The organism is Psychroflexus planctonicus, assembly GCF_014640195.1.
In the GTDB taxonomy this organism is placed as follows: domain Bacteria; phylum Bacteroidota; class Bacteroidia; order Flavobacteriales; family Flavobacteriaceae; genus Psychroflexus; species Psychroflexus planctonicus.
Window position 1 is genome coordinate 21,500 of the sequence record NZ_BMGM01000012.1, and the last position, 20,268, is coordinate 41,767.

The 20,268-nt window shown below is 32.7% G+C and carries 17 protein-coding genes; 13 read left to right on the top strand and 4 right to left on the bottom strand.

The genetic code is table 11. From position 1 onward, the window contains the following. Positions 1–11 precede the first annotated feature (11 nt). The gene (locus IEV72_RS12150) at positions 12–854 is read left to right on the top strand and encodes a universal stress protein (RefSeq protein ID WP_188459391.1); all 843 of its coding nucleotides are present in this window, start codon (positions 12–14) and stop codon (positions 852–854) included. 55 nt (positions 855–909) lie between these two features. On the opposite strand, the gene IEV72_RS12155 is transcribed toward IEV72_RS12150, so the two are convergent. Both IEV72_RS12155 and IEV72_RS12160 read right to left on the bottom strand, forming a co-directional pair. After that, complete coding sequence (locus tag IEV72_RS12155) at positions 910–2,145, bottom strand: Nramp family divalent metal transporter (RefSeq protein WP_188459392.1); 1,236 nt, start codon at positions 2,143–2,145, stop codon at positions 910–912. 4 nt (positions 2,146–2,149) lie between these two features. Continuing rightward, on the bottom strand, positions 2,150–4,039 hold the full coding sequence (locus tag IEV72_RS12160; RefSeq protein WP_188459393.1) for a DUF389 domain-containing protein: 1,890 nt from the start codon (positions 4,037–4,039) through the stop codon (positions 2,150–2,152). Between the two features lie 294 nt (positions 4,040–4,333). Here IEV72_RS12160 and IEV72_RS12165 point away from each other — a divergent pair, with 294 nt between their 5' ends. The 5 genes from IEV72_RS12165 (at position 4,334) to IEV72_RS12185 (ending at position 11,190) form a co-directional block, all read left to right on the top strand. Continuing rightward, entirely contained in the window at positions 4,334–5,059 is a 726-nt protein-coding gene (locus IEV72_RS12165) for a hypothetical protein (RefSeq protein ID WP_188459394.1), read from the top strand. Between the two features lie 89 nt (positions 5,060–5,148). After that, positions 5,149–7,023, top strand: a complete 1,875-nt coding sequence (locus IEV72_RS12170; protein WP_188459395.1) for a DNA topoisomerase IV subunit B — start codon at positions 5,149–5,151, stop codon at positions 7,021–7,023. Next, entirely contained in the window at positions 7,004–7,474 is a 471-nt protein-coding gene (locus IEV72_RS12175; protein ID WP_188459396.1) for a hypothetical protein, read from the top strand. The genes IEV72_RS12170 and IEV72_RS12175 overlap by 20 nt, the downstream gene beginning before the upstream one ends. A gap of 6 nt (positions 7,475–7,480) precedes the next feature. Then, positions 7,481–10,117, top strand: a complete 2,637-nt coding sequence (locus tag IEV72_RS12180) for a DNA gyrase/topoisomerase IV subunit A (RefSeq protein WP_188459397.1) — start codon at positions 7,481–7,483, stop codon at positions 10,115–10,117. Positions 10,118–10,260: 143 nt separating this feature from the next. Then, on the top strand, positions 10,261–11,190 hold the full coding sequence (locus IEV72_RS12185; RefSeq protein ID WP_188459398.1) for a hypothetical protein: 930 nt from the start codon (positions 10,261–10,263) through the stop codon (positions 11,188–11,190). Here the strand turns inward: IEV72_RS12185 and IEV72_RS12190 are convergent. Further along, the gene (locus IEV72_RS12190; RefSeq protein WP_188459399.1) at positions 11,187–12,644 is read right to left on the bottom strand and encodes a DNA methyltransferase; all 1,458 of its coding nucleotides are present in this window, start codon (positions 12,642–12,644) and stop codon (positions 11,187–11,189) included. The genes IEV72_RS12185 and IEV72_RS12190 overlap by 4 nt on opposite strands. Before the next feature lie 52 nt (positions 12,645–12,696). Then, entirely contained in the window at positions 12,697–13,626 is a 930-nt protein-coding gene (locus IEV72_RS12195) for a glycerophosphodiester phosphodiesterase family protein (protein WP_229731912.1), read from the bottom strand. A gap of 264 nt (positions 13,627–13,890) precedes the next feature. Between IEV72_RS12195 and proC the strand changes: the two genes are divergently transcribed. The 7 genes from proC to IEV72_RS12230 all read left to right on the top strand — a co-directional run bounded on the left by proC (position 13,891) and on the right by IEV72_RS12230 (position 20,262). Then, positions 13,891–14,694 (top strand): pyrroline-5-carboxylate reductase, encoded by an 804-nt coding sequence (proC, locus tag IEV72_RS12200; RefSeq protein ID WP_188459400.1) that lies wholly within the window; start codon positions 13,891–13,893, stop codon positions 14,692–14,694. A gap of 25 nt (positions 14,695–14,719) precedes the next feature. Next, positions 14,720–15,493 (top strand): glutamate 5-kinase, encoded by a 774-nt coding sequence (gene proB / locus IEV72_RS12205; protein WP_188459401.1) that lies wholly within the window; start codon positions 14,720–14,722, stop codon positions 15,491–15,493. Between the two features lie 14 nt (positions 15,494–15,507). Then, the gene (locus IEV72_RS12210) at positions 15,508–16,707 is read left to right on the top strand and encodes a glutamate-5-semialdehyde dehydrogenase (protein WP_188459402.1); all 1,200 of its coding nucleotides are present in this window, start codon (positions 15,508–15,510) and stop codon (positions 16,705–16,707) included. A gap of 59 nt (positions 16,708–16,766) precedes the next feature. Further along, positions 16,767–17,081, top strand: a complete 315-nt coding sequence (locus tag IEV72_RS12215) for a YbaB/EbfC family nucleoid-associated protein (RefSeq protein WP_188459403.1) — start codon at positions 16,767–16,769, stop codon at positions 17,079–17,081. Between the two features lie 233 nt (positions 17,082–17,314). Continuing rightward, positions 17,315–18,298 (top strand): 6-phosphofructokinase, encoded by a 984-nt coding sequence (pfkA, locus tag IEV72_RS12220; RefSeq protein ID WP_188459404.1) that lies wholly within the window; start codon positions 17,315–17,317, stop codon positions 18,296–18,298. 22 nt (positions 18,299–18,320) lie between these two features. Then, a complete protein-coding gene (gap, locus tag IEV72_RS12225) occupies positions 18,321–19,319 on the top strand; it encodes a type I glyceraldehyde-3-phosphate dehydrogenase (protein WP_188459405.1) in 999 nt (332 codons plus the stop codon). Positions 19,320–19,392: 73 nt separating this feature from the next. Then, a complete protein-coding gene (locus IEV72_RS12230; RefSeq protein ID WP_188459406.1) occupies positions 19,393–20,262 on the top strand; it encodes a BadF/BadG/BcrA/BcrD ATPase family protein in 870 nt (289 codons plus the stop codon). Positions 20,263–20,268 lie beyond the last annotated feature (6 nt).

Here is a 20,268-nt window from a genome sequence, read left to right on the forward strand (position 1 = left end):
AAATCAAAACCATGAAAACCATTTTAGTACCCGTAGATTTCTCAAAACCATCTGAGAACGCCCTTAAAGTAGCAGCCCAATTAGCAAATAAAAATAATGCCAAAATTATTGTACTGCACGTTGTAGAATTGGCAGAGTCCTTATTTGGTACAGACCAATTTAATGTTGATAATCAAGAAGTAATGTTTTTTATGAAAATGGCTAAAAAACGATTTAGTAAATTTCTAGAAAAACCATTTTTAAATAATGTAGATATTCAAGACCTAGTAGAGATTGGTCCTACATCTTACATGATTACAAAAACAATTAAAGAAAACAATATTGACTTTGTAGTTATGGGTTCTGTTGGAGCTAGCGGTCTTAAAGAAGTTTTAATAGGTTCAAACACGGAGAAAATTGTAAGAAATTCTAGTGTTCCTGTACTTGTAGTAAAGAAGGAAATGGAAAACTTCAACATTAAACAAGTAATATTTGCTTCTAATTTTGAATTAGAGAACTTAAAGTCTTTCAGAAAAGCCAAAGAATTTGCCAATCAATTTGAAGCCAAAATGAAGTTGTTGTATGTAAATTTACCTGGCAACCAATTTTATAGTACAGAAGAAATTAGAGAACAAATGCGTGTTTTCTTAAATAAAGCAGAAGTGCCATACACAACCGATGATGTAATGATTTATAATGATTACACAATAGAATTAGGTGTGCTTAACGCTGCAAAAGAAGCTAAAGCAGATTTAATTGCTATGCCAACTCACGGCAGACGTGGTTTATCTCATTTCTTTAATGGTAGCGTAGGTGAAGATGTGGTTAACCATTCTACTTTACCGGTAATTACTTTTAAAATAGATAGTAAGTAATCCCAAAAAAAATACTTGTATTTCAAAGACCATCGATAGATTTCGGTGGTTTTTTTTATAGAAAAAATACAGTCCACAAATACACAAAATTAAAAACTACTAAGCCTACAAGACAAACAATACTAAATATTTTAAAAGCTTTGTTGAATTTGAAATCTTTAGGAATGTTTTTCTGCTGAAATAACTGATAGTTGAACCAAGCTAAGAACGGAGCTGCCAAAAATGAAAGCCCTGTAGCAAAATCTACTAAAACAGTAAATTGGTTACTGCCAAAATGAATAATTCCAAAAGCAAATGAAGAAACTAAAAATAAGCAGATCAAATAGATATTGAACTTTTGTTTTTTGGTAACTGCTTTTTCTATAGATATTATTTCAGAAATAACTCTAGGATATGCATCTGCAACACTTAGCGTAGTGCTAAACATGGTGATAAATGCAGCAAAAGCAATAAAATTTTCTGTCCAATTGCCTAAAGTTTGCGCATATAAATCGATAAGTTGAGCTGAAAAAGTAACACTGCTTTTTGAAAATTCTAAGCCATTACCAAACATGACTAAAACGCCAAGCATAAAAAATAAAATACCAATTACTGAAGCCGCAACATAACCAATATTAAAATCCCACATGGTATCATCTGCAGTTGTTGCTTTTCCAGTAAGTATACTTTTTTCCTTCGTCCAGATAGAATGCCAAATAGAAGCATCTATTGGAATGGGCATCCAACCCATAAATGCAACTATAAAAGCTATACTGCTAGCCGTTGTTAAACTAGGTATCTCAACTGCATATGGAGCGCTTTCTATTTTTACAGCAGCAATAACTACAGCAAAAAAAGTTAGAAGCGTAAGCAAGGTAATAATAATCTTCATCCCTTTATCTAATGTATTGTATCTACCAAAAAGCAAAATACCAAAGCAGATGCATAATAAAATTAAACACCAAATGGAAAGTGAAATACCTAATGGAAAAAAGTATGCTGCTAAACCACCTGTAACTAGCGTTACTGCAGCAAGAATAATAAACATTGTGCCTACAGTTATACCAATGTAAGTGTAGTACTGAAACTTCCCTAAACTTTTGTAACCTTCAATTAAATTTTTCCCTGTGGCTGCTGTATATTTTGGACCCATCATTAAAAATGGATATTTAGAAATACATGCAATGAGCAATGCAAAAATTAAAACCCATCCGTATTCAGCACCAGCACGTGTAGACTGTACTAAATGTGAAACTCCAATGGCTGCACCAGCCAATAAAAATCCTGGACCTATATTTTGAGATAAACGCACTTAATTATTTTTCTAAATTTATATTGATTTCTAAATCTACTTTTTTATTTAATATTTCTTCAATTTTATTTTTTACTTGATCTAATTCTTTATCACTAGGAGCTTGTTTGCCAACTATTTTTATAGCTAATTTTAACGGCTCTTTTTTAATTATTTCAACATTTTTTATAAGTAGTTGATCTACTTTGGTGTTGTTTATAGAATTTACAATTTTGTTTTCGTTTACAACTTGTATAAAACCATAACCCAAAGGAACGCTGATGGCCAAGACTATAATTAGTGAAATTAGCAAGCCTTTTTTAGCAATTTTAAACGGACTAAATCCCATTAACAAAAAAGTAAAAGCGCCAGATAAAACCATTCCGGTTAAGTTGGTAAGTAGGAGTAAAAATGCCCCAAAAAACACATCCCATTTACCCCAACCTATACCAATACCAGAAACGGCTAAAGGAGGTACCAAAGCAACAGCAATTGCAACACCTGCAAGTGTTTTTGCGAGGTCTGTTTTTGCATGTGCATAAGCGCCTGCCATTCCAGAAACTACAGCAACTCCTAAGTCTAATAAATTGGGTTCTAGTCGAGAACTAATTTCAGAGTTAATAGCATAGAGTGGTGTAATTAGAGTTAAAACAATAGCAGCCATGTAGGAAAACAACAATCCCCACCCAATTGTAGTTAAACTTTCTCTAATCAGACTTTTATCTTGTCTTAAAGTTCCCATAGATAAAGAAATTACAGGAGAAATTAATGGTGCTAAAATCATAGCTCCAATAATAATTGGATTAGAGTTTGCAAACAATCCAAAACTAGCAAGCACGGTAGAAAGAACCATTAAAATAATGTATGAAGATTTGGTTTTTGCATTTTCTCTTAAAACAGTAAACAAATCTTTGAACTCTGATGTAGACGCATGTTCAATAAAAGGTAATTTTTTAGACAACATTTCAATTACATCTTCACCTTTAGGTAGGTGAGCAATTTTGAACAAGCTTTGATTTCCTTTTTCTTCTTTTGTAAATAATAAGCTTTTGCTAGGCACTAATTTAAAAGTACCTTCAATTTTAATGTGGAACTCTTTCGATTTAATCATACTACCATCAATAGTGCAAGATTCTTCATCTTTATAATTTATTTTGATGCTGTCTGATTTAATATGACCTAAAAATTGATAATGAGATGTTCCTGTTTTTTTCCTAAAATCGAAGAGCATTTTAAAATATGCAAAGATAATTTTAGTGAAGCTTCTCGGCCCAAAAATTAAGCTATGAAAAAGACCATCATTTAAAAATGATTCTTCTAAAATTAATCTGGAAATAACAGAATTTTTAGCGTGTTGTGTAATTAAAATTCCAGCTACAGCAGTTTCAAATGCGTCTTTATTGTCTGCTTTTATGGTTACAGAAGTAGGCCTAACTGAGTTTAATCGATTTGCAAAATTAATGAAACGCTTCAATTTGTAAATAGGATTGTTTCTGAAGTTTTTTCTTGTTATTTCAGTAATTACATCTCCAATTACTAAATAATTATTCACTAATTGATCATTACAGAACAGTAAGTCGGTTTCTACAATTTTTTCAACTTCAAGGAAATCATCTATTGCATTCGCTAAGTCCGTTTCAATTGCGTAACTATTTCTTATCTCTAAAGCTTCTGGATGAGGTAAAAAACCGATGCAAAAGTTATTTTCATGAGCGATTAAAATTGATTTCTGAATTTGCTTATCGTTTAAATATAAAGCAACTCTGCTATCCTTCTCAATCTGTTCAAATATATTTTCTTGAAAAGCTTCAATTTTGTTGAATGATGATTCAATTTTTTCTTTTATGCTGTCTTCCAAACTTTCAAAAGCTTCAGTTTCATAAATTAAATATGTTTTTGTTGCTTTTTCAGTCATAAATCATTCAGTTAAAAAATAAATATAGTGTATTTGAAGCTTAGTATTGCATTAAAAATTGAATCGCAATATAAATTTAATGTCATTGAAAATCATATTTAAAGGTATTTAATATTTCTAAACCTTAGCAAAAATCTAAAAAATTAAAGCTATAAAATTCAAATCTAGAATATCTTTAAAGATTAACCTTTGTTGGATTAAGTTTTGAGAAAGTAATTTTGATGTAGAGTTTAATATATTTTTTGGCAAAAATTTCAATAGATTAGTTAATTTAGTTTTTTAAAAAAATGGACTATGAAACAAATTATATTCACCCTATTATTCTTTTTTTCTGTGTTTGCATCAAGTTCACAAACTCTAAATGGAGCTTGGCAATTAATTGAAAAAGACCAAAAACCAGTTTTGCATGAAGTTATTAAATTATATAGTAATTCCTATTTTACCTATGCAGCTTACAAAAAAGATTCTGGCGAATTTTTAGAAGCAGGTGGCGGTAGATTTATGTATGAATTTTTTAATTACAGAGAACACTACGAAATAGATTCTACTAATCCTGAACGTTCCGGAACTACTACTAATTATAAAGCGGTTTTAGAAAACAATATTTTACGAATTACCAATTTAAAAACTGGAGTTGTTGAGCGATGGAAAAAAATAGATGAAGCTGATAATTTTGAAATGACAACCTGTTGGCGTATTCACGAAAAACAAGATGAAGGCGATGCAGATTGGCGAAGAATTGAATACGGACCAAGAAAAACCTTAAAAATGTTAACCAATAATCGCTATCAAGTATTAGCTTTAAATAGTGAAACTGGAAAATTTGTTGGTTCTAGTGGCGGTACTTGGTCTAATTCGGGCAGTACTTACACAGAAAATGTTCAATTTTTCTCAAAAGATCAAAGCAATGTTGGCAAATCTTTAGCATTTCAACGAAAATATGAAGACGGTCTATGGCACCATACAGGTAGAGATACCAAAGGAAAAGTACTGATGGAAAAATGGCTTAGGTACAAATAGAAAATGTTTATAAATTGTTAAGTAATTTCAATGAAATTCATTTTAACGGTTCATATTAATTCTTATATTTCGCCTGTTTACCACAACCCATGAAAGAAACCAAATACACAGAAGATAATATTAAGTCTTTAGACTGGAAAGCACATATTCGTATGCGTCCAGGTATGTACATTGGTAAACTTGGCGACGGCTCTAGTGCAGACGATGGAATTTACATTTTATTGAAAGAAGTACTAGACAATTCCATAGACGAATTTGTAATGGGTTCTGGTAAAACCATTGAAATATCATTGCAAAGCAACAAAATGATTGTTCGCGATTATGGTCGTGGAATTCCACTAGGAAAAGTGGTGGATGTTGTTTCTAAAATGAATACCGGTGGTAAGTACGACACCAAAGCTTTTAAAAAATCAGTTGGACTAAACGGAGTAGGTACAAAAGCAGTTAACGCTTTGTCTTCTTACTTTAGAGTAGAATCTACTAGAGATAATAAATCGGTTTCAGCTGAATTTGAAAAGGGTGAACTCGTTGAAACTGAACAATTAGATGAAACTTCTAGAAGAAAAGGAACCAAAGTGACCTTTATTCCTGACGAGGAAATCTTCAAAAAATATACGTATCGAAACGAGTACATCACCAAAATGCTTAAAAACTATGTCTACCTTAACCCAGGTCTGAGCATTATTTTTAACGGTGAAAAGTTTTATTCTGAAGAAGGTTTAAAAGATTTACTTGGCGATAGCATTCCTAAAGAAAGCAGATTATTCCCGATTATTCATTTAAAAGGCGAAGACATCGAAGTGGCTTTAACCTTTAGTAAAGCACAATACAGCGAAGAATATCACAGTTTTGTTAACGGACAACACACCACGCAAGGCGGAACGCATTTAACAGCTTTTAAGGAAGCTATTGTAAAAACCGTTCGCGAATTTTACGGTAAAAATCATGATCCAAGTGATGTTCGAAAATCCATAACTTCAGCCATTAGTATTAAAGTAATGGAACCCGTTTTTGAAAGCCAAACCAAAACCAAATTAGGATCTACCGATATGGGTGGAGATTTACCAACCGTGCGTACCTATATTTTAGACTTTGTAAAACGAAACTTAGATAATTATCTTCATAAACATCCTGAAACAGCAGAAAAGCTTCAACGTAAAATTCTGCAAGCAGAGAAAGAACGAAAGGAATTATCAGGAATTAGAAAACTGGCTAAAGATCGAGCCAAGAAAGCCAGCATTCACAATAAAAAATTACGAGATTGTAGAATTCACTTAAGCGATGTAAACAAAGAAGGTTATTTAGATACTACTTTGTTTATTACCGAGGGAGATTCAGCTAGTGGAAGCATTACCAAATCTCGAAATGTAAATACGCAAGCTGTTTTTAGCTTAAAAGGAAAACCCTTAAATTCATTCGGATTAAGCAAAAAAATTGTATACGAAAATGAAGAGTTCAATTTATTGCAAGCTGCTCTAAATATTGAAGATTCAATTGAAGATTTACGTTACAACAACATTGTTATTGCAACAGATGCAGATGTAGACGGAATGCACATTCGTTTACTTATCATTACCTTCTTTCTACAATTTTTCCCAGAATTAATTCGTGAAGGACATTTGTATATTTTGCAAACTCCTTTATTTAGAGTGAGAAACAAAAAAGAAACCATTTATTGTTATTCTGAACAAGAACGCAGAGATGCCATAAAAAAATTAACTGGAAAACCAGAAATTACACGATTTAAAGGTTTAGGTGAAATTTCTCCAGATGAGTTTAAAAACTTCATTGGAGATGATATTCGTTTAGATCCAGTAATGTTAGATAAAGACAAAACCATTAATGAGTTATTGACTTTTTACATGGGAAAGAACACACCAGACCGACAAGAATTTATAATTGATAATCTGCGATTAGAAGTAGATTTAGTAGAAGAAATTGAAGATGAGATTAACCAACTATAGTAACATAAAAATTATACCAGCAATTTACTACTTTTCTGTAGTAATATTCTTCTTGATAATCTTTCTGAATTTTCAGTTAGATGGCACTTTGTTTCCATCTCTAAAATATTATTATTTAGTATTAATCGGTATTTTTGTCAGCTTAGTGTATGTTTATTTTGGTTGGAAGTATTTTGAATATGATAGCGAAGGTGAAGTTGTTGTGTTTTTAAACCGAGGAGTAATTTTAAGTAACTTCTTCAATTACCGTGGGAATGCTATAGAAATTAGAAGATCAAGGATTGTGGGTTATAAGATTTATAACTTTTTAATATACAAAAGATTAGTTATTGAAATTAAATCTAAATCTAAAACTTATACTAGGCATTCCAATATCACTTTTGTAAGTCCAAATAAAATAAATTACCTTAGACAATCGCTAGATAAGTTAATAGCAAAAAATAAGTCGTAAAACTGCATGAGCGAACAAGATTTTCCTTCATCTGAAGAAGAACATTCTCAAGATTCACCAAACGAGTTAATTAAAATCTCTGGTATGTACCAGGACTGGTTTCTAGATTACGCATCTTACGTAATCATGGAAAGAGCCGTGCCTGCTTTAGAAGATGGTTTTAAACCTGTACAAAGAAGGATTTTACATTCCATGAAAGATTTAGATGATGGACGTTACAATAAAGTAGCGAACATTGTTGGTCATACCATGCAATACCATCCGCACGGAGATGCAAGTATAGCCGATGCAATTGTGCAAATAGGTCAAAAAGATTTATTGATTGATGCGCAAGGAAACTGGGGAAACATCCTTACCGGAGATCGCGCCGCAGCTTCCAGGTATATTGAAGCAAGACTTTCTAAATTTGCTTTGGATGTGGTTTTTAATCCCAAAACTACTAAATGGCAAGTTTCGTACGATGGTAGAAAAGACGAACCCGTAAATTTACCAGTAAAGTTTCCGATGGTTTTGGCTCAAGGTGCCGAAGGAATTGCCGTAGGTTTAAGCACTCGAATTCTACCGCATAACTTTATTGAATTAATCGATGCGTCAATCAAGCATTTAAAAGGAAAACGCTTCACCATTTATCCAGATTTTCCAACTTCTGGAATTATGGATGTTTCAGAATATAACGATGGTTTGCGCGGTGGCAAAATTAGACTTCGTGCTAAAATTGAAATTCTTGACAAAAAGACTTTAGTCATTAATGAAATTCCATACGGAACCAATACTACTTCCTTAATCGATTCCATTTTAAAAGCGAACGATAAAGGAAAAATAAAAATTAAAAAGATTGAAGACAATACGTCTTCTGCGGTGGAGATTTTGGTGCATTTGCCCAATAATATTTCGCCAGATAAAACCATTGATGCGCTGTACGCATTTACCAATTGCGAAGTTTCTATCTCTCCGTTAAGTTGTGTAATTTACGAAGACAAACCGCAGTTTTTAGGCGTTTCAGAATTGCTTAGAAAAAGTACAGACCACACGGTTCATCTACTGAAACGAGAATTAGAAATCAAGTTAGATGAGCTTGAAGAACAATGGCATTTTGCTTCTTTAGAACGTATTTTTATTGAAAAAAGAATCTACCGTGATATCGAAGACCAAGAAACTTGGGAAGCGGTTATTGAAGCCATTGATGTAGGATTAAAACCACACATTAAACATTTAAAAAGAGCGGTTACCCGAGATGATATTATCCGTTTAACCGAAATTAAAATCAAACGAATTTCAAAATTCGATTTAGATAAAGCTCAACAAAAAATTGAAGCGCTGGAAGATGAAATTGAAAAAGTAAAACATCATTTAGCTCATCTGGTTGAATATGCTATTGATCATTTCGAACGCCTTAAAAAAACCTATGGAGAAGGCAAGGAGCGCAAAACAGAAATCCAACCTTTTGAAGATATTGAAGCCACAAAAGTGGTAATTAGAAACAATAAACTTTATGTAAATAGAAAAGAAGGTTTTATTGGAACATCGCTTAAAAAAGAAGAATACGTAACCGATTGTTCAGATATAGACGATATTATTTGTTTTACGGAAGATGGAAGCATGATGGTTACAAAAGTTGACTCCAAAACCTTCATTGGTAAAAACATCGTTTACGTTGGTATTTTTAAGAAAAAAGACAAGCGCACCATTTATAATTTAATTTACCGTGACGGCAAAAACGGCCAGAGCTTTATGAAACGCTTTGCGGTAACTTCCATTACAAGAAATCGGGCTTATTCTGTAGGTAAAGATAAACCAGGCACCAAAGTTTATTATTTTTCTGCCAACCCCAATGGAGAAGCAGAAACAGTAACCGTTCACTTAAGACAGACAAAAGGCATTCGAAAAGTAAAATTTGATATTGATTTTGCTGATTTAGCCATAAAAGGAAGATCATCTAAAGGAAATCTAGTCACTAAATTCCCGATTAAAAAAGTAGAGCTAAAGGAAGAAGGCGTTTCTACCTTAAAACCAAGAAAAATCTGGTTCGATGATACAGTAAAACGCTTAAATGTAGATGAACGTGGCGAATTACTAGGCGCTTTTCGAGGCGAAGACCGTATTTTAATTATCACACAAAGTGGAATTGTAAAAACCATACGACCCGAATTAACCACTCACTTTGAAAAAGACATCATCGTAATGGAAAAATGGATTCCTAAAAAACCAATTTCTGCAGTGTATTATGAAGGTGAAAAAGAACGCTTTTATGTAAAACGCTTTTTTGTTGAAAATGAAGAACGAGAAGATCTCATTATTTCAGACCATAAGGATTCTTACTTAGAATTGGTTTCAACAGATTACATTCCCCAAATTGAAGTTGAATACACCAAACAGCGCGGCAAAGACCGTAAACCAAATGAAACTGTAAACTTGCAAGAATTTATTTCAGTAAAAGGAATAAAAGCCATGGGAAACCAATTATCTGCTGAAAAAGTAAATCAGATTGATTTGCTAGAACCCATTCCTTTTGAGCCTAAGGAAGACACTCCTGCAAACGATATTGATGTAGTTGATGAAGAAGAAATTGAATCTTCAAAATCACATTCAGCTTCCAATACAAAATCGCAAGGGAGTTTGTTTGATGGAATTGATGAAGATTAATTTCCGTCATTCATGAATTTATAGGAATTGTTATTTTTGTTGAAGTAAAGGAATATCGATTTTCGTTTATTTTTTTGGATTAATTACATGTTTGGTTTCTAGACTTTTATGAATTTTTCGTAAATTTATGCAAATTTTTTAAAGTGCATTATCCTTTAATTCATTTAGATTTTCCAGACCGAGAATACAGCAAACTGATTGATGATGCTTTAAGATATGCGCTTCTTTCAGCTCCATTTACCGTAGACCGAATGGCTTTGCTTGGTAAAAAGGAAAAACATCAAGCTACCACTCAACGCATTTTTAATATTTTTAAAGGAAAACTAGCTGAATCATTATTCGAATATTTTTGTCATATCAATGCCTTACAAGCAGATTTTGATGTTTGTACAACTCCTTATTATCAAATTGATAAACGGGATTTTAGCTATGGAAACCTAGAATTTGACATCAAAAACAACTTTATATATCATGCGGGAGATTTCTTTTCAGATTATAAAAAACTACCTGCATTAATTCCAAATCGGTTTCCAAACGATCAATGGGATTCCAGATTAAAACCATTTATAAAGCAAGAAGTGGGATATATTTTTTCATTTATGAAAGCAGCAGGTTTACATAACCAAAAACGCGGGAAGTATTTTGTTGAACTAAAATTGACAAAACAACAAACCGATTTCATTCATAGTTATTTCATGAAATACCAAGGTTTGCCACAAAACGAAGCTGTTTTTAAAGCTGAAAAATACATACATGAAATATTGAAATCTGAAGAACTTTCAGACCTGTATAAAATTCATTTTTATCCAAAGTTGGTTGTCGCTGGATCTGCAGATAAAATGCATTGGGATGTATTTAAAAACATAGGTCCATTTGAAACAGATAATCATTTTCAAAATGATCCGTTTTCCAACTGGTATTCCAAAGTTGGCAATAGAAAAAGTATTTCATTTTTAAACGGCACCATCTGGGGAATAATTACCAATAAAACACTTCCCGTTCAGTTTTTAAATCCCATTACCAAATTGTTTCCCAAGTTAAAAAGTCAACTAGTAGGAGGAAAGTGGCTTTAGTTTTTCGGCTTTTGAAAAGTCAAACAATATTGATGAAAAGTATTGGAAACAAAAGTGTTTCCGTAGCCGTAAGGAGCTAAATTAATATCGTCTTGAAGCCAGAAAACTTCAGGAAGCAAGATTAAATCTTTTTGTAATAAATGTCCTAAATCGTATGCAAAGGGATAATTTTTTCCTTTCTTTTTAATGTTTTTGACCACAATAGTAAAGTAACCACCAGGTTTCAATAATTTGATGAGTTGCTGATAAATTTCAACTAGGTTTTCAATAAATAATCTGTAATCTGCTATATTTCCTAAATCTAATTCGTTATTCGAATAGTTAGTTGGCAAGCCATTTTTTATTCGTTTAGCTTGATTTTCAGCTCCAGCCATATTCAACATGTCCCAATACGGTGGCGAAGTAAAGATGTAATCTATTTCAGGAAAATCAGAAGTTTTTATATCTCTAGCATCTTTTTGAAGCAACTTAAAATCTACATGTTTGGGAATTTCATCAAAAATGGCTTGTTGCTCTGGGTTGAGGTAATTCTTCAAACGTTCTTGGGCAATTTCATAGAAAAACGGACTCAATTCGGTGCCATAGGCATTGCGTTCATTTTGTAAAGCAGCCAATTGTGTTGAAGCTGTTCCCGACATGGGATCAAAAACAGCATCGTATTTTTTGGTGAAAATGGGTAAAAAAAGTTCAACCACTTCTTCAGGGAATTTGGCAGGGTGCAGAACTTCTTTTTTATTTCGTCTAGGCGGTTTTATAATGTGCCAATTGCTAATTTTATTTTCACTTTTAACCACGCCAATTTCTTGAGTATTCTTAATGAAAAAATCGGTTTCATGAAACTGTCCATAATCTACACCAGAATTCTCATCATTCCTAAAGTATAAAGCATAATAGACATTTGCAGCGGTAGAAAAATGAGTGTTTGACGGTTTTTTTTCTTCAGCAGACAAACAAGCAATTTTTTCATCTTTAAGCGTGTAAATTTCAGCTATACGTTGGCTTAAATCCCATGCTTTGGGCATATAGGTTTCGTTTAAAAAACAATTTTTAGTAAAAACACTTAAAAATCTACGGTGAATCAAATAGGGTTGAAGTTGCTTTGCAAGCTTGAAAATAGTTCTGTTTAGTTGAATTGCTTCATCTTTGTCTTGAAGTGCGAGGGCTTCATCTACAACATCTATTAATACAAATTGAATGCTGGTTTCACCTGAAATGGAATTGACTTCCGTTAAAACTTGCGCACCTTCTTCTTTAGCAATATTTTTGAATAGCTTTTTCTTTTTTTCATTTCCATGAAAAAATACAAGAGGTGGATGTTCATCCCAATCAAATTTCACAAAAAAGCGAATATTCTTTCGGTAGGTTTCAGCAATATCATCTTCTAGGTACCATGATTTTTGAAAAGGAAGCCATTCTTTAGATGAAATATTATTAAACCGGTTTCTGCCTGCCATTGTAAAAAGTTATTTTCAAAAATAGAAATTTTAATGAAAGCAAAAACTAAATCTACTTTTTCTGTTTAAATTTTAGGGCGCGATTTGGATAATCGGTAATAATTCCATCAACTCCTAAACGCAATAATTTTTGCATGTCTTCCGGCTCGTTAACCGTCCAAGGAATAATCTTCATTTCAAGTTGCTGAGCTTCCATTACTAACATTTTAGTGACGAGTTTGTAATGTGGGCTAAACACCGCTGGCATAAAATCAAGTTTTGGAAGCAAGTCTTCTAATTTATCTTCAGCAGTTAACAAAGCAACCTGCGTTTTTGGATTTTTTAGATGAATTGCATTTAAAATGCGAACATCAAAACTTTGCAAACATACGTCCTTCAACTTTGCATGTTTGTTGATTACTTTTAAAACTAAGTCTACAAATTTTTTGGGTTCTGGATGAAAGATACCATCTCCTTCAGGAAAACTTTTTATTTCGATTACAAACTTCAAGGGAATTCCATGATTTTTAGACAAGGCATAGCCCATTTGCAAAACATCTTTCAAAAGCGGTTTTGTTGCTGCTTCATTTTCTTGTTCTTCAAAATTTGGGTGTAAGCGTTTACCACAATCAAAATCTTGTGTTTTAGCATAAGTCATTTGAAAAATGTTATACTTTTTTCCTTGGTTTATTTCAATTTCTTGTTTTTTGTAAGTGCAAATTCTAGGATTCATCCAAGCTTCGTGAGAAACCAATACCTTTTCATCTTTGGTAATTACAACATCCATTTCAAGTGCATTTACGCCTAATTCTATGGCTTTTTCAAAAGCAGCAAGGGTGTTTTCTGGCGCTAATCCACGAGCACCTCGATGTCCGAAAATTTCAAAATCAAATTTATTCATGCTAGGAAAGGTAGTTGGCTTTTCTTTTGTGTACTCAGTTTTTTGATTTACTAGCGTCAACGCAAACATAAATATTGGATTAAAGTATTTACTAATTTTCATTCATTTGATTTGCGTTCAAAATTAAACCTAATTTATACTGTTTAGGTTTATAGAAAATCAACATTACATTAAGCTAAGATTACGCTTTCCATTTTGTCACTGACATATTTTCACCTTGTGTTTGAATTTAGCTATAATTTAAGATAAAAACTAAAGTAATGTTAATAAAAACTAAAATATGATAAATAATAAGAACTTTAATGGTTCATAAGAATTCTCGCATAGTGATTGCAGCTTATGTTTTATCAAATCAAATAAAAAAACATGAAAGTATTAGTTATTGGAGCTGGGAATATGGGGTTAACCTATTCAGAAGGAATGGCAAAATCTCCATTGCTCAACAGAAAAAACTTAATGATTCACGATTTATCTACTGAATTAATTGAAATGTTAGATAAACGACCAGAATTTGATGTGTATGAAAAACTAGATGATTGTCTTCCAGAAGCAGATGTTATATTCATAGGCGTAAAACCTTATCATGCAGATGCATTAATGGAAAATATGAAATCTATGGTAAACCAAGATCAAATTTTTGTCTCTTTAATGGCAGGTGTTACAATAGCACATATTCAAGAAGGGCTTGGTATTAAAAAAGTGGTGAGAACAATGCCAAATTTACCTGCAAAAGTAGGAAAAGGGGTTACTTCGTATACAGAATCTAAAGAAATTTCAAGAGTCGAGTTACTAATGATTCGAAATTTATTAGATACTACTGGAGAGTCAATTCGAGTTAAAAATGAAGAATTTATAAATAAGTCAACAGGGATTTCTGGTAGTGGACCAGCCTATGTTTTTTACTTCATGCAATCTATGCTAGAGGCAGCTAAAAAAATGGGATTTTCTGATAATGATTCTAAAGTCTTAGTTAGTACAACTTTTGAAGGTGCAATTGAATTGTTTAACCAATCTGATTTAACACCAACTGCGTGGATGGATAGAGTAGCATCTAAAGGTGGTACAACTCGTGCAGCATTAGATTCTATGGATGAAAATAACGTAGAAGAATTGATTAAAGAAGCCGCTTTTGCAGCATTTAATAGAGCTGTTGAACTAGGTGAAGAATAAAAAAACATTACGATAATTAACAATTATGCATAAAAAGAGAATAGTAGTTAAAGTAGGTACTAATGTAATGACCAACTTGAACAATAGAATTGTAGGACCAATTTTAAAAAATTTAGTTCGTCAAATTGCTTATTTATATGAGCGGGATATTATTACCGTTTTGGTGTCATCGGGTTCAGCTATTGCAGGTAAAGAAGTTTTAGGTACCTGCAGCGCAGAAGATAAAAGTACAAGAAGACAAATTTATTCTTCTGTAGGTCAACCTAGAATGATGAGACATTACTACACTATGTTTCACGATTTTGGAATGCGTTGTGCGCAAGTTTTAGCAACAAAACGAGATTTTGCTCCAGGTAAATACCGAGAAAATATGATCAATTGTTACGAAGGTCTTATACAAGAAGGAATCATACCAATTGCAAATGAAGATGATGCCGTTTCACTATCCATGTCTATGTTTTCGGATAATGATGAGTTAGCCAGTTTAGTTGCCGAATTAATTGGTGCTGATATGATGATTATGTTAACTGATATAGATGGTTTATACACAGGACATCCAAATGATGAAAATTCTGAATTATTGCACCAAGTAAATGTAGATGAAAATGTGGAAAAATATGTGCAAGAAAATGAAAAAGCAGAAGGTGAAGGTCGAGGCGGAATGGAATCTAAATTGAAAATTGCCAAACTAACCGCTTCAAAAGGAATTCCTACTTACATAGCTAATGGTAAAGAAGAAGATATTATTATAGATATTGTAAACGGTAAACGCAAAGGAACCGAATTTATTAACGGATAAAAAGAAAAATATATATGCAATTACTAAGTACAGATAAAAAAAATGCAGTTTTGGATTCAATGATGAAAATTATTGAAAACCAAAAAGAACAAATAATTGAAGCCAATAAAAGAGATTTAGATGTTTTTGATCGAGATGATCAAGCGCTTTACGACAGACTTGTAGTAAATTCTGCTAAAGTAGATGGCATGATTCAAGCCATAAAAGAAGTACGAAATCAAGACGACCCAGTCGGCAATGAAATTTCTAATATTACTTTAGATTCTGGATTAAATATTATAAATAAAACCGACCCATTCGGAACCATTTTAATTATTTATGAATCCAGACCCGATGTAACTATTGAAGCTGCCGTTCTAGCTTTTAAAGCGAATAATAAAATCTTACTAAAAGGTGGAAAAGAAGCTAACGAAAGCAACATTAAATTAGTGGAGTGTTGGCATCAAGCTTTAGCTGAAAATGGTCTCGAAAAAGATTGGATTACCTTGATGCAAATGAACAGACAAGAAACCCAATCGTTTTTAATGAAGCCATCTCAGAAACTAGATTTAATAGTACCACGTGGTGGCGAACGATTAATTGATTTTGTAAAACAATATGCTAAATGTGCTGTTTTAATCAGTGGTCGAGGCAATAACTTCCTATATGTAGCTAAAGATGCAGACTGGAAAAAATCAATAGAAGTTATTGTAAATGCCAAAACCGATAAAATTTCAGGATGTAATGCTTTAGATAAAGTACTAATTGATGAAAATATCCCTAATTTTGAAGATAAAGTTAGAGAATTAGCTAAGGTTTTAAAAGATTTAGAAGTTGAGTTGTTAACCGATGGAAAAGTTTCAGAAATACTTTCATCTGAAAATTCAATTGGCGATGAACAAGTTTGGTATGAAGAATTTTTGGCTATGAAAATTGTGATTGCTTCAACAGCATCGCAGGAAAAAGCCATGGAGAAAATCAATATGTACTCTGGGAAACATTCCAGTTGTATCATGACAGAAGATGCTGAAAAGGCAAAACTTTTCATGGAACAAATTGATAGTGCAGCGGTATACCATAACGCTTCAACACGATTTACAGATGGTGGACAAATGGGCGTAGGAGCAGAGTTGGCTATTTCAACCGATAAATTGCACCACCGTGGTCCACTGGGCTTAAAGCAATTGGTTACCAACAAATATTATGTTTTCGGAGACGGACACATTCGCAAATAATTTTTATAACTGCCGAGCATTTTTGTTCGGCAGTTTTTAATTCACTTAAATTTAAAACTATGTTTGGAGATATGATGGGCATGATGGAAAAGGTAAAAGTAGCCCAAAAAAAAGTAGAAGAAACCAAAAAACGATTAGATACAGTTTACTTGAATCAAGCATCGAATGATGGCTTATTAAAGGTTGAGCTTACAGCAAATAGAAACATTAAAAAAATTGAAATTGCAGATGAGCTGCTTGAAGATAAAGAACAATTAGAAGATTATTTAATCTTAACATTAAACAAAGCCATTCAAAAAGCAACTGATGTTAACGAAGCAGAATTATCTGCTGTAGCCAAAGAAGGAATGCCAAAGATACCAGGCTTAACTTAATCAATAAGAAGTCGTTAATTGGAATATTTCGTGTATTTATTCATATAAACTATTTTTAAATATTAAGTAATTATAAGATATTCTAAAAAAAAGAATAGAATTTATAAGAAATTGAAATCTCTTGTTGATAAATATCACTAACTTTTAACAAATTGATAAATATTTATTAACCGAAAACGTTTTAGTCATTCTATCGATTAGGTTTTAATCTACTTTTATAATATTTTTGGAATATGAACAAATTACAAAAAATTGCTGTTTTAACTTCAGGTGGTGATTCACCAGGAATGAATGCAGCTATCAGATCAGTAGTTAGAGCAAGTGTTTACCACAACTTAAAATGTGTTGGAATCTACCGCGGCTATCAAGGTTTAATTGAAAACGCATTTATCGATTTGGACGCTCGTTCTGTAAAAAATACCATTAATCGTGGAGGGACTTTTCTTAAATCTGCCCGATCAAAAGATTTTATGACTAAAGAAGGAAGAGAGAAAGCCTTTGAAAATTTAAAAGCCAATAAAATTGACGCTCTAGTTGTAATTGGTGGTGACGGAACATTTACTGGTGCCCGTATTTTTGGAGAAGAATTTGATTTTCCAGTAGTGGGAATTCCAGGCACCATAGATAATGACATTAATGGTACAGATTTCACCATTGGTTACGATACAGCTTTAAATACCGTGGTAGAAGCAATCGATAAGATTAGAGATACTGCTTCTTCTCATGATAGATTATTCTTAGTTGAAGTGATGGGTCGTGATGCTGGAGACATTGCCTTAAATAGTGGTATTGGAGCAGGAGCCGAAGAAATCTTAATACCCGAAGAAGACATGGGAACAGAACGTCTTCTTGAATCTTTAAAACGCAGTAGAAATTCTGGAAAAACTTCTAGTATAATCGTTGTTGCAGAAGGCGATCAGATTGGAAAAAACATAACTAAGTTAGCCGATTTCATTCAAATTAATTTAACTGAATACGAAGTTAAAGTAACTGTATTAGGACATATTCAACGTGGTGGTTCACCGAGTTGCTACGATCGAGTTCTAGCAAGTAGGCTAGGAGTTGGCGCAGTAGACGCTTTAATGGAAGGCAAAAGCCATATCATGATTGGTGTAAACCATAAAGAAGTAGTTCAGGTGCCTTTTGAAATCGCTATAAACGGTAAAAAGAAAATAGACGAAAAATTAATTCGTGTAGCGGACATTATGTCCATTTAATAATAATTAAAATTAAATAAATATGAAAACGAAATTAGGTATTAATGGTTTTGGTCGAATTGGTAGACTAGCCTTTAGAATAGCTTTAGAAAATGAAAATACAGAAGTAGTTGCAATCAATGATCTTTTAGAAGTAGATCACCTTGCTTACTTATTAAAATACGATTCAGTTCACGGTAGATTTAACGGTGAAGTAGAAGTGAAGGATGGTCACTTAGTTGTTAATGGAAAGACCATTCGCATTACAGCTGAGAAGAATCCAGCCGATTTAAAATGGGATGCCGTAGGTGCAGAAGTAATTTTAGACTGTACAGGAATTTTTAAAGAAAAAGATAATGCATCAGCTCACTTAAAAGCAGGAGCTAAAAAAGTTGTGATTTCAGCACCATCTAAAACAGCTCCAATGTTTGTTATGGGTGTTAACGAACACGAAGCAAAAGCTGAAGATACCGTAGTTTCTAACGCATCTTGTACTACCAACTGTTTAGCACCAATGACTAAAGTTATCAACGATAATTTTGGTATCATTGAAGGTTTAATGACTACAATTCACGCAGCAACTTCAACACAATATACAGTAGATTCTCCATCTGCAAAAAATTACAGATTAGGTAGAAGTGCATTGAATAATATTATACCAACAAGTACAGGAGCAGCTGTTGCGGTAGGTAAAGTTTTAAAAGAAGTAGATGGTAAATTAACAGGTATGGCATTTCGTGTTCCTACTGCTAATGTTTCTGTTGTAGATTTAACGGTTAGAACTGAAAAATCTGCTTCTTATGAAGAAGTGAAAAAAGCCATGAAAGCTGCTGCTGAAGGACCAATGAAAGGTATTTTAGCATATTATGAAGACGATGTTGTATCGCAAGATTTTGTTTCAGAAAAAGCAACTTCTAATTTTGATGCCAACGCAGGTATTGCATTAAACGATAATTTCTTTAAATTAGTTGCATGGTATGATAACGAATATGGTTATTCAAGCAAACTTGTAGATTTAGCTGTTCATATCGCTAAATTATAAGCCTATAACTTCATAAAAAGCTTATTTCCTTAATTGAAATAAGCTTTTTTTATTTTAACCTAAACTTACTCTTATGATAATCATAGCTGATGGCGGTTCAACTAAATGTGACTGGATACTTTTAAACGACAAAGGCGAAGTAATAATGAAAACTCGCACAAAAGGTTTAAATCCAGCTGTTTTCAAACCACATGTTTTAAAAGAACGGATTGAAGACAGTGAAGATTTAAAAGCTAATTTAGATAAAATTGAACGTGTTGACTTTTACGGTGCTGGATGTGGTACACCAAGTCCAAGACAGAATTTAAAAAACATTCTTCAAGATTTTTTTGGTTCTGCTGAAGTGAATGTAGAAGAAGACATGATGGCTGCAGCATACGCCGCAACAACCGACCCTGGAATTGTTTGCATTCTTGGTACAGGTTCAAACTCGTGTTATTTTGATGGAAAAAATGTTCACATGGAAGTTGAATCTTTAGGTTATGTGCTAATGGATGAAGCCAGCGGGAATTATTTTGGAAAACGTCTAATCCGTGATTATTACTACAAGTTTATGGGAGACGATATGAGTAGAGAGTTCTCAAGACGTTACGACTTAAATGCAGATAGTATTAAACACAACGTATACAAAGAAGAAAACCCAAATACGTATTTGGCTTCTTTTGCAGAATTTATTTTTACGGCCGAAGAGCGAAATGGATATTTTTATAAACTTATTTATGAAGGTATGGAGAAGTTTATAGAACGTCGCGTAATGTGCTATAGAGAAGCACAAAGTGTGCCCATTCACTTTATTGGTTCTATTGCCTTTTTCTCTGAAGATATTATTCGTGATGTTGCAAAACGCTACCACTTAGAAATCGGAAATATTATAAGAAGGCCAATAGATGGCTTAATTGAACATTACCGAAATAACGTTATTCCTGATTTAACAAATTACTAAAAAATA